Origin of the sequence: Massilia niastensis DSM 21313 (genome assembly GCF_000382345.1) — a bacterium.
GTDB classification, from domain to species: Bacteria; Pseudomonadota; Gammaproteobacteria; order Burkholderiales; family Burkholderiaceae_D; genus Telluria; species Telluria niastensis.
In genome coordinates, this window is the sequence record NZ_KB908178.1 from 1 (window position 1) to 10,592 (window position 10,592).

Genomic DNA, 10,592 nt, shown 5'->3' on the forward strand with positions numbered 1-10,592 from the left:
CACTCGTACAAGTCATGCCTGATGACCATAGCAAGTCGGTCCCACCCCTTCCCATCCCGAACAGGACCGTGAAACGACTTTGCGCCGATGATAGTGCTGCAACCAGTGTGAAAGTAGGTTATCGTCAGGCTAGTTATAAGAAAAACCCCACCAGTGATCTGGTGGGGTTTTTTGCTTTTGCGCGCCGCTTTCGCGGTGCTCGATGATGGTTGGGCTGCGGTGTCCACACAGGCTGGCCTAACGCCTGGCGGCGCCATTGCCATGCCGGTCCAGCGGCCGATCAACTGCGAAGGCGGACATCCGCCGCCCTTCAGGTAGTAGCGGAGCAGGCCTGGAGCGGTCCTCAGACACCCCAGAGGATATCGGTCTTGTTATCGCGCGCCGAGCGCAGCATTTCCAGCAATGGGAAGGCCCGGGTCGGGAAGCTGACTTCCTCGATCAGTTCATGCTCGTTGTCCGGATCGTCGCCACGATGTGCCTGTACGTCCCGCGTTACCTGGTCCGTCGGAGGATGCCTGCGGCTCTCCTCGATCTCGCCTTCGACCACCTTGACTGCGTGGGGCGCTTCCTCGGCCGTGATCACTCCACGCACCGGATCCTTGTGCAGCAGGTCGAGGATGCGCTTGGCATGATCCTGGTACATCAGGACTTCGGGATAGGACTTGCATTTAAAGGTAAGTAACATAGCTATCTCGTTGTTCTGTTAGTAGCTAAACGATAACACTAATTAGGCACAGGGTCACCTTGCGCGCACTCGTGCGCCGTTCATGGCTGCGGGCGCCTCAGCAGCCAAGCCGCGCAGAGCGTCAGGCAGCCCACCAGGGCCGCCGCCGCCGCGCCCGCAAGCATCATTCCGGACGCTTCTCCGATGCTTGCCGACACCAGCAGCCCGGCCAGGGCCCCCCAGGACAGGCTGTTGAACAGCTCCAGCATGTTCACCACGAAACTGCCCTTGCCGCGTCCCTTGAAATCGGAACGCAGGCCCGGCCGGCCGCACCACATGACGATCAGCCCCGCACCGGTCACGGCCGCGCTCACCGTGAAGCAGACCAGCAGCCCGGCAAGCGGCAGGCGCCACAGCAGCCATAGCAGCGGCATGGCCACCAGCATGAACGGAGGCATGGTTGCCGCCGCCAGCTTGGCCAGCCGCACGGTACGCTGGGCCGCCGGCGATACCCGCAACAGGTCGGGGGCATCTTCCGCCGAGATGACGATCCATGCCAGCGCGCCCGTCAACGAACTGCACAGCAGCGTCAGCCCGGCGCCGATCGCCGGCGTCTGGATGTCCGATTTGCTGAAGATGAGGAAGCACAGCGGCAGCAGGTAGATCAGCTGCAGCAGCACCTGCGAAATCAGGTGCGGATCGCGCACGATCAGCCGCCACTCCTTGATGACGATGGTATCGAACAGGCTGCGCCGGAAGCGAAACCGCAATGGTCCCGCCTGCGGCCGGCTGGCTTTTTTGGATGAGGCCGCCTGCTGCAGGCCGCGCACGAAGAAGCGGTGCGTATGGCGCGCCGTCAGCACGAAGGCGAGCGCCGCCGCGGCGGCAAGCGCCAGCACCGGCGCCGGCTCGCCGGCGCCGGCCCGGCCCAGCAGCCAGAGCGGACTGTCGGCGGCCAGCGCGCCGTCCCGGGCCAGCAGGCCTGCGATCACTGCGCCGGCGCGGTCTTCCGCGGAGCGCGAGAAGAGGGAATACAGCTGCGACAGGATGAACAGCAGGGCGCCGGCCATCGCGCCGAGCACCTGCGCGACCACGCGCGTGCGGCGCGCGCCGAGCAGGCGCACCAGCGCCAGCGTCAGCAGCATGCCGGCGCAGGCGCACAGGCAGGCGAGTCCGATGATGACCGGATAGACGGCCAGCCAGCGGAACGCTCCCTGCGCCAGTCCCACGTGGGCGAAAGGCGCCAGCAGGAACAGGTAGATGGCGGCGGTTCCCGCCACCACGCCGGCCAGGCGCACGGCGAAGATGCTGTGCGAAGGCAGGGGCGAGGACAGCAGCAGGTCGAGGTCGCCCCGTTCGAACAGCGCCACCACGCTCGCCTTGATGGCGGTAGAGAGCATGAAGGTCGCGCAGGCGGCCAGCGTGAGCGTCAGGGCCACCAGGATGCGCGGTTCGAGGCTGCCGATGCCGGAGAGCTTGTCGACCGCCACCCATGCGGCCCCGTGCAGCACGCACCAGGCGATGCCGAACACGGCGAGCGTCGTATTGCCGGGCCTGCGGGCCGTGCCCGTCGCCTTGGACTGCGCGGCGCCGTACCAGAACAGGCGCAGCTCATGCCGCAGCAGCCAGCCGACGCTGCCCGGCGCCATGCTCATGATGCCGCTGTCAGCTGCAGGAACACGTCCTCGAGGCTGCCGCCGCGGGTGCGCGCGCGCAGTTCCGCCAGCGTGCCTTGCGCGATCAGCCGCCCCTCGCGGATGATGCCGATGCGCTGGGCCAGCCGTTCCGCCACCTCGAGGATGTGCGTGGTCAGGATCACGGTCCCGCCCTTGGCGACGTGCGACAGCAGCAAGTCCTTCACCTGGCGCGCCGCCGCCGCATCCAGGCCGGTCAGCGGCTCGTCCAGGATCAGCAGCTCGGGATCGTGGATCAGCGCGCCCGCCAGCGCGAGCTTCTGTTTCATCCCGCGCGAAAAGCCCTCGGTCAGCTCGTGCGCGTGCCGGTCCAGCTCCAGCCATGCGAGCAGTTCGCGCGCGCGCGGTTCGGCCTGCGCGGCGCCCACGCCCCACAGCCCGGCGACGAACTCGAGGTATTCGGTCGGCTTGAGCTTCCCGTACAGCATGGGCTCATCGGGCAGGTAGGCCATCTTCATCTTGGCCGCCGCGGGTGCGCTCGCCATGTCGATGCCGAGCACCTCGATGCGGCCGGCGTCCGGCGCCAGCAGGCCGGCGACCAGCCGCAAGCTCGTGGTCTTGCCGGCGCCGTTCGGACCGAGCAGGGCGTACAGTTCGCCGCGTCTCACCGTCAGGTCCAGGCCGTCGACGGCCGGACGCCCGAAATGCTTGCGCAGGCCGGTCAGCTGGAGCGCGGGACTGGCGTCATCCATGGAGATCTCACTGCAGCGCGAACGAGGATGTGAACTGCTCGGCCTGTTCCGCGGGCATGGAGCCGGACCTGCCGACCACGATGACCTGGTAGAAGCGCGCGCCGCGCGCCTCGAAGCGGCCGACCAGCTGCACCGGCTTGCCGTTGCCGGTGCCGGTCGCGCTCACCGTGAGCGCCCCCTTGGCATCCGGTTCGGCAGGGGAGTCCTCGGCGCCGATATTGCGCAGCAGGGCCTGGCGCATCGCGGGCAAGGCCGCCTGCGCGCTTGCCGCATCGGGGGCGGTGCCGCTGCCGACGGCGAAGGTCGTGCCCTTGACCTCGGCCGCCGTCATCGTCATCTCGACCCGCATGCCGTTCAGGTCGATCGGGCGGGTGAAACTGGAAGGCTTGGCCGGGAACAGCACCTTGTAGCCGCCCTCCTGGCTGCTGTAGTCGCGCCAGTTGTAGGTCGGGCTGCAGCCGGCCAGCAGCAGCGCCAGGGCCACGGCCTGGCCGATCCGGAAAAGTGTTTGTGGTCGCATGACAGGATGGTAACAGCACTCTGTCGTGCTGCCGTATTTCCTGGCCCCGGAGCCAACTCTGTTGTCAGAAAGTACCGATCAGCGCTTCTTTACAATAATTTAAACCCGGACGATCGGCTGCCGCATGGCGCCCTTTTTCACTGTCGGCCACTGCTGCGGAAGCTGCGTTTGATCCTGGGTGCATAGTCAATGTGGCCCGGCTCTCCAATACGGAGGAGCTAGCCCCGCTCTGTACTTATCGTATGATGCAGCAATGGCAAGCCCGCGCGGCAAGCCACTCCAGGACACACTTCATTGGGTAAGGAATATCATGAAACGCAGAGTCGGCTTCCTGTTTCCTCCGGGCTTCCAGGTACTCGATTTGATGGCGACGACCGTATTCGAGATCGCCAACAACATGTCTGCCGAGCCGTACTACGAGATGACGATGTTGTCCGAACACGGGGGTGTCCTGGCCAGTTCGTCCGGGGTCGGCGTGTTCACGGAAGCGGCCGACCGCACCGACTACGACACCCTGATCGTCGCCGGCACCATGCAGCCGCTGGCGTTCCAGTCGAGCGCGCCCTTCCTGGCCTTCCTGCGCGAAGCGAGCGCCCGCTCGCGCCGCACCGCCAGCATCTGCACCGGCGCCTTCATCCTGGCCGAAGCCGGCCTGCTCGACGGCCGCCGTGCGACCACGCACTGGGCGCTCGCGCGCGACCTGCAGCGCGCCTATCCCAGGCTGCGCGTCGAAGAGGACCGCATCTTCATCAGCGACGGCAGCCTGTGGACTTCCGCAGGCATGACCGCCTGCATCGACCTGTGCCTGGCCATGGTCGAGAGCGACCTGGGCAAGGAGGCGTCCAAGCACATCGCCCGCCAGATGGTCGTGTACCACCGCCGCAGCGGCGGCCAGTCGCAGTTCTCGGCGCTGCTCGAACTGGAGCCGAAGTCGGACCGCATCCAGCAGGCGCTGACCTACGCCAAGATCCACCTGCGCAAGCCGCTTTCCGTGGACCAGCTGGCCGAGGCGGCGAACCTGAGCACGCGCCAGTTCAGCCGCACCTTCCGGCTCGAGACCGGCCAGTCGCCGGCGCGCGCCATCGAGGTGCTGCGTGTCGAGGCCGCGCGCGCGATGATCGAAACCAGCAACCATCCGATCGACGTGGTCGCGCGCGAGACCGGGTTTGCCGATCCCGAACGCATGCGGCGCGCCTTCCTGCGCGCCTTCGGCCAGCCGCCGCAGGCGATCAAGCGCGCCGCGCGCGAGCAGGCTTCCGTGGCCGACTACGCCTGAGGTTTGCCCATCTTCACAAGCCGCTGAGCTGTGAATCACCCGCCGTGCAGCATTCTCCGGTACTGGATCGCCTCGGCGATATGCGGCGACTCGATATCGGCCTGCGCGGCCAGGTCGGCAATGGTGCGCGCCACCTTGAGCACGCGGTGATAGGCGCGCGCCGACCAATGCATGTGCTGCATGGCGTTGCGCAGCAGCTGCTCGCCGGCGCGGTCCCGATGGCAGTGGCGCTCGATCTCGCCGGCCGACAGGCGCCCGTTGGGCTTGCCCTGCCGGTGCAGCTGCAGCGCATGGGCGCGCGCCACCCGTTCGGCGATGTCGCGGCTCGGCTCGCCGTCGGGCTGGGCGCCGATCTGGTCCGGCGACACGGCCGCCACCGGCAGCTGGATGTCGATGCGGTCGAGCAGGGGGCCGGAAATCCGGTCCTGGTAACGCTGCACCACTTCGCCGGTGCAGCGGCACTTGCCGGAAGCATGGCCGAGCCAGCCGCACGGGCAGGGATTCATGGCCGCCAGCAGCTGGAAGCGGGCCGGGAAATCGGCCTGGTGGGCGGCCCGCGAAATCGTGATCTGCCCGGTTTCGAGCGGCTCGCGCAGGACTTCCAGCACGCGCCGGTCGAACTCGGTCAATTCGTCGAGGAACAGCACGCCGTGATGGGCGAGCGATACCTCTCCCGGACGCGGCAGGTTGCCGCCGCCGACCAGCGCCACGCCGGACGTGGTGTGGTGCGGACTGCGGAACGGGCGGCGGCGCCAGCGCGCGGCCGAAAAACTGCCGGCGATCGATTGCACGGCAGCCGATTCGAGCGCCTCCGCATCGCTCATCGGCGGTAGCAGGCCGGGAAAGCAGGATGCCAGCATGCTCTTGCCGGCGCCGGGCGGCCCGACCAGCAGCACCGAATGGCTGCCCGCCGCGGCGACCTCGAGCGCGCGCTTGGCGCGCTGCTGTCCCTTGACCTCGGCAAAATCCGGATAGCCAGGGGAGGGCGCGCAAGCCTGGCCCGGGTGGCGCGCGAGCCGGGGTGCGTCGGGCAGGTTGGAGAAGTGCGCGCATACCTCGAGCAGCGTGCGCGCCGGATAGATGACGGCATCCTCGACCAGTGCGGCCTCGCCGGCATTGGCCAGCGGCAGGATGAAGGCGCGCGGCCGGTCGCCGTGCTGGCGCTGCATGGCGAAGGTCATGGCCAGCGCGCCGCGGATGGCGCGCAGCTCGCCCGACAGCGAGAGTTCGCCGGCGAACTCGAAGTCGTCCAGGCGGTCGGCGCGGATCTGGCGCGAGGCGGCCAGGATGCCGAGCGCAATCGGGAGATCGAAGCGGCCGGATTCCTTCGGCAGGTCGGCGGGCGCCAGGTTGACGGTGATGCGCCTGGGCGGGATGTCGAAGCCCGAGTTCTGCAGCGCCGCCCGGACCCGGTCTTTCGACTCGCGGACCTCGGCGTCCGGCAGGCCGACGATCGCAATGGTAGAATCGGATACACCTAACAGAGTTGCCCCGTCATGAAGCCTACAGCGTATAGCTACATTCGTTTCTCACAACTGTCTCAATCACGAGGCGGAAGCCTTGAACGCCAGAGCATGACGGCCCAGGAGTACGCCGATAAGGAAGGGCTAACCCTTGACACAACGCTTAAGCTCCGTGACTTGGGCGTGTCGGCGTTTAAGGGCAAGAATGCTCGGGAAGGCGCACTGAAGGAATTTATGGAAGCGGTGGAGACTGGCAAGGTGAAGGCCGGGTCCTACCTTCTGATTGAGGATATGGACCGTCTTACACGACTGCCGGTGATGGAAGGACTGGCCGTGTTTCAGCGCATTCTGGCTGGCGGTATTGTTCTGGTAACGCTGAAGAATGGTATGAAGTACAGCCAGGAGTCGTTACACAACGACTGGACACAGCTTATGCCTGTTCTGTTCGATATGTCCCGTGGTAACGCTGAGAGTGAACGCAAGTCCTACCTGTTAGGTAAGGCTTGGAAGAAGAAGAAGGAGGAGGCCGAACGGCTCAAGCCGATGGGCGACAACGCTCCTATGTGGCTCGCCTACGTGAAGCACAAGGATACAGGGGAGGAAGAGTACGTAGAGATTGAGGAACGAGTTGCAATCGTCAATCGCATCTTCCAACTGTCCATTGACGGTTACGGGCACGGGGCAATTACGGCCATACTCAACAAGGAACGCATACCGCCTTTCAAGCGCCAGGGTACGGACATCAAGGATAACAAGCGCGTGACTTGGGGTACTACTAGCGTTAGTCGGCTGCTGGGGAATCGGGCTGTGTTGGGAGAGTACCAACCTTGGTCTATCGGTGGAAGTCTGCAAAAGCGAACCAAGGCAGGCCCTCCGATTCCCGGCTACTTTCCTCAGATTGTGAAAACAGATGTGTTCAACAGGGCACAGGAAGCAATCAAGGGACGCAAGATCAACCGGGCTACGAAACAGACGAAGAACTTCAACCTGTGGGCCGGTATCGGGGTCTGTGCTGGCTGTGGCGCTGCCATGACCTTGAATACGAAAGGCGTGTCGAGGCTCGATAAGAACGTACCCTTGACCTACCTGACCTGTTCAAACCGGGATAAGGGAGTTTGTGAAGAGACTGGTGTACGGTTAGATGCATCGGAACGGGTGTTCCTGGAGATTCTGGCGACTACTGGCAACCTTTCACTCGTACAGGATGACATAGCCTTACAGGAAAGCCAGCTCCAAGCAGCGCGGGGACGGCTGATAGCTGAACAAGGGAAGTTGGACGGCTTTATACAAGATTACGAGGCCACCGGCTCGCGCTCCGTTCTTGGAGCGATGACGAAGCAGGAACAGGCGGTGGACGACACTAAGAACGAGATTGCACGGCTTGAGGCTCTACTAGCCGCTAACACCGTAATTGATCGTCAAGCCTTCTTCGACAGGGTAGACCTAACGAATCGGGAGCGCAGGAACCAAGCTAACGCGCTCTTAAAGCGGCTTGACATCAAGGTAGCGATTAAGAAAGCTGGGAGCCGTTCAAAGCTGGCGTACTACAACGTCTACCAGCACGAGAAGTTAATTATGAAGTTACGTGACGAGGCTGGGAAGATCGACACGGGTTCCTACAGTCCTGATGTGACGATGCGGCTGCACGACCAGGGCGAGCTAAAAGAACACCAGCTTGAGTACAACGTGGGCTTCGGCTCTAAGAAGCTACCGAAGGTGCAGGGTAGGACATCGTAGGGATATCGCTTTTAACGCTAGTGAACTTAACTAGCAAATGCTACATTGTGTTTTTGCAACCTATCCTACTCGTCATGAAGCTTATCCTTCTCAGTGCTCTGTTTCTTGCTTCCGTCAACGGACATGCTTCGCAACCCGAAAAGAAAGCTGCAACGACCTTTTTGACTTGCTCGGGAACCATGCCCTACTGGACGGACGGTTGGGGACTGCCAGCGCAAGGACTGGACAACTCAAACGCCACGATGACGATTAAACTTTCGGATAATGGCAAGAAAGCAAGAGCCCTGTTCGTCAACTTGGGAGAGCAGGAGTTTGATCTGAAGACCAGTGACGAGTTCTATTCGAGCTGGAAGACAGTAAGCCTGTCTGTATTGGATGGACGGGTAATTGATATCAACCTTTCTATAAATCGAATTACCGGCAGTACAAATGTCCTATTTACCGTGGCGGACTCACCTAAAGACGGAGGCCGCTATGCGTTTTCCGGGCATTGCAAACCGGCGAAAGCAAAGTTCTAATAATCGAGCGATGGCGAGCGGATCGCTTAACCGCTCTGCCTGTCCGCCAAGATAGCTCGCCAATGGGCCAGAAATATCAACAGGAGCGGCCAGAGGGCCGACCAGGGGAAGGATGGGTTGGAGCTTGGTACGTCTCTAGCGGGCTGTAATCGCTCCCTAGGCACCCAGAATCACTCACCTGAATTCTTAGGGAAGCTACTTTGACCTACCGTCAGCGTCCTATACGCCTTCCTGCATCGCCAGAAGCCCCAGGAGGCGTTTTGAATGGATGGGTTGAGGGTTGGTAGCCAAATGACGCTGGACGGGCGCGTAGCGCCTCCTATCGCTTCAGGCTGATTTCTCCGCTTTCTCCTTCTTCAGGATCAGCTTGACCTGGGACTCACTGACGTTCAACGTGTCCGCAATCTTGGCGATGGTATATCCAATCGCACGGAGCTCCACAATCTTGGCGTTCGCCACCGTATCCGGCTTGCGGCCCTTGTACGTACCCTTTGCCTTCGCTACCTCGATGCCTTGACGCTGGCGCTCACGGCGAGTCTCGTAGTCCGCACGGCACTGGTACAGCGCCATCTTCAGCAGCATCGCCTGCATAGCGTCAATCACGATTCCCGTCATGCCTTCCTCTGCTTTGGGAAGGTCGATCAAACCAGGGACAGATACCTTCGCTCCCTTCGCCTCGATCTGGGCCATAAGCGCCTCTGCCTTGTCCATCGGGAGGCGGGTGATACGGTCGAGGTGTTCAGCAATGATGATGTCGCCCTTGTTCAGGTCTGCCAGCATACGCTGAAGCTCTGGACGCTGCTCAGACGTACCAGAGGCTTTCTCCGAGTAGGTAGCGACTACCTGATAGCCCTTTGCCTCGGCTTCAGCACGGAGGGAGTGCTGACGAGTCAGGTCTTGGGATTCTGTACTTACACGCTGGTAGATTCTGGCGATTGGTTTCATGGTAGGTTCTTTCTTGAATTCGTTAGGTTAAATTGAGTATACCCTATTTCACCTATCGTTTACAAGCGAACTCTAGGGCATGAGAAGGGCTGAATTGATGAGTTTCTGACTGTTCATTCGTTGACCACCCTATTTGACCCATCCATTGCTTCTAAGGAACCGTTTATACTTTCGTCACACTCACTCAGGAGGAATGATGGCAAGGAAACGTGAGCCGCTAGACGGGTCGCAGTACAGTCCCTGGCAAGTGCTTGAGGCGGCAAACGCCTACTACGCGCTGTCTACGGTGTTTACGTCGCGTCACCAGTCGCTCCAGGAGGGCCAAGAAAGCGACATGAGCGAATCGGTAGCGTCAGCGACGAACCGCATACTTGCACTAGAGCTTTATATCAAAGCGATACTGATTGCAGTTCCTCTTCCCGTGCCCATGAAGCATGACCTTTTGGAATTGTTCGCCGTAGTTCCTGAATGGATGCGTACCTCAGTGACTCGGAAGTTCGATGAAGCAACGAAAGCTGATCCAAAACGAATTTGTGCTCGTGTAGATACAGCGTTCCAGCTCAAAGGGGTGCATACGGAGGTGAACTTTCCACGAGAAAGTGTTGTCCTTGATCCTTCGTTGATTTCGCTATTGGAACGAAATAAGGATGGGTTTGCGAACTCTCGCTATCTCTTTGAAAACGCTCGCTGGGAGGAGGTAGCGGTATATAGATATGAGCATCCTCGGCTCGCTTTGATCTGCAAGATTCTTTGCGAAACGCTAGAAGAAGAGCTTGGGGACCATCCCCTTGATTACAAACGGGCGTTTTCGTTCTAAGGAAGCGCTGAATAAATAAGGTTTCCTTCGCGCCGGTGCGACAAACCGGTGCCGGCAGAGACGAGCGCCGAAATCAGCTATTTTTTGCGTCTATTCGACGCTGCCGAGCAGGTTTCGGCGTGTCGCGGCACGCGTTTCCCCATTCAGGACGGAGTTCGGGCGCGAGCGCTCCCAAAGGTACGGCCGGCAAGCACCAGATTGGCAAAGGCAAACAAGGTGAGCAGCTGTGCAGTGTTCTTCGCCAGCCCGCGGTACCGTGTCTTCCG

At 61.9% G+C, this 10,592-nt stretch carries 9 protein-coding genes, 1 rRNA gene and 2 pseudogenes; 5 read left to right on the top strand and 7 right to left on the bottom strand.

Annotated elements, in window-relative coordinates; all coding sequences use genetic code 11:
* Nucleotides 1-17: 17 nt before the first annotated feature.
* Nucleotides 18-130: ribosomal RNA gene (rrf, locus tag H162_RS0128930) — 5S ribosomal RNA — on the top strand.
* Nucleotides 131-343: 213 nt separating this feature from the next.
* Here rrf and H162_RS0128935 read toward each other — a convergent pair.
* From H162_RS0128935 to H162_RS0128950, 4 genes are all read right to left on the bottom strand, one after another.
* Complete coding sequence (locus H162_RS0128935; protein ID WP_026355243.1) at nucleotides 344-685, bottom strand: DUF1840 domain-containing protein; 342 nt, start codon at nucleotides 683-685, stop codon at nucleotides 344-346.
* A gap of 80 nt (nucleotides 686-765) precedes the next feature.
* Nucleotides 766-2,319: a putative ABC transporter permease subunit gene (locus tag H162_RS0128940; protein WP_020656968.1), complete on the bottom strand. Its 1,554-nt coding sequence runs from the start codon at nucleotides 2,317-2,319 to the stop codon at nucleotides 766-768.
* A complete protein-coding gene (locus tag H162_RS0128945) occupies nucleotides 2,316-3,050 on the bottom strand; it encodes an ABC transporter ATP-binding protein (protein ID WP_020656969.1) in 735 nt (244 codons plus the stop codon). Before H162_RS0128945 ends, H162_RS0128940 begins: the two co-directional genes overlap by 4 nt.
* Nucleotides 3,051-3,057: 7 nt before the next feature.
* On the bottom strand, nucleotides 3,058-3,570 hold the full coding sequence (locus H162_RS0128950; protein WP_040788515.1) for a hypothetical protein: 513 nt from the start codon (nucleotides 3,568-3,570) through the stop codon (nucleotides 3,058-3,060).
* A 310-nt stretch (nucleotides 3,571-3,880) separates the two neighbouring features.
* Here H162_RS0128950 and H162_RS0128955 point away from each other — a divergent pair, with 310 nt between their 5' ends.
* A complete protein-coding gene (locus H162_RS0128955) occupies nucleotides 3,881-4,846 on the top strand; it encodes a GlxA family transcriptional regulator (RefSeq protein WP_020656971.1) in 966 nt (321 codons plus the stop codon).
* 35 nt (nucleotides 4,847-4,881) lie between these two features.
* Here the strand turns inward: H162_RS0128955 and H162_RS0128960 are convergent.
* A pseudogene (locus tag H162_RS0128960) lies at nucleotides 4,882-6,309 on the bottom strand (YifB family Mg chelatase-like AAA ATPase); the annotation flags it as partial.
* A 33-nt stretch (nucleotides 6,310-6,342) separates the two neighbouring features.
* Between H162_RS0128960 and H162_RS32975 the strand changes: the two are divergent.
* Both H162_RS32975 and H162_RS34590 read left to right on the top strand, forming a co-directional pair.
* Nucleotides 6,343-8,046, top strand: coding sequence for a recombinase family protein (locus H162_RS32975; protein ID WP_084677173.1), 1,704 nt, complete (start codon nucleotides 6,343-6,345; stop codon nucleotides 8,044-8,046).
* A 74-nt stretch (nucleotides 8,047-8,120) separates the two neighbouring features.
* Nucleotides 8,121-8,564, top strand: coding sequence for a hypothetical protein (locus H162_RS34590; RefSeq protein ID WP_156885867.1), 444 nt, complete (start codon nucleotides 8,121-8,123; stop codon nucleotides 8,562-8,564).
* Nucleotides 8,565-8,891: 327 nt separating this feature from the next.
* Here the strand turns inward: H162_RS34590 and H162_RS0128975 are convergent, their stop codons facing one another.
* Nucleotides 8,892-9,509, bottom strand: a complete 618-nt coding sequence (locus tag H162_RS0128975) for a recombinase family protein (protein WP_020656975.1) — start codon at nucleotides 9,507-9,509, stop codon at nucleotides 8,892-8,894.
* A 334-nt stretch (nucleotides 9,510-9,843) separates the two neighbouring features.
* Here H162_RS0128975 and H162_RS0128980 point away from each other — a divergent pair, with 334 nt between their 5' ends.
* A complete protein-coding gene (locus tag H162_RS0128980; RefSeq protein WP_156885868.1) occupies nucleotides 9,844-10,326 on the top strand; it encodes a hypothetical protein in 483 nt (160 codons plus the stop codon).
* A 143-nt stretch (nucleotides 10,327-10,469) separates the two neighbouring features.
* On the opposite strand, the pseudogene H162_RS34595 reads toward H162_RS0128980, so the two are convergent.
* A pseudogene (locus tag H162_RS34595) lies at nucleotides 10,470-10,592 on the bottom strand (IS5/IS1182 family transposase); the annotation flags it as partial.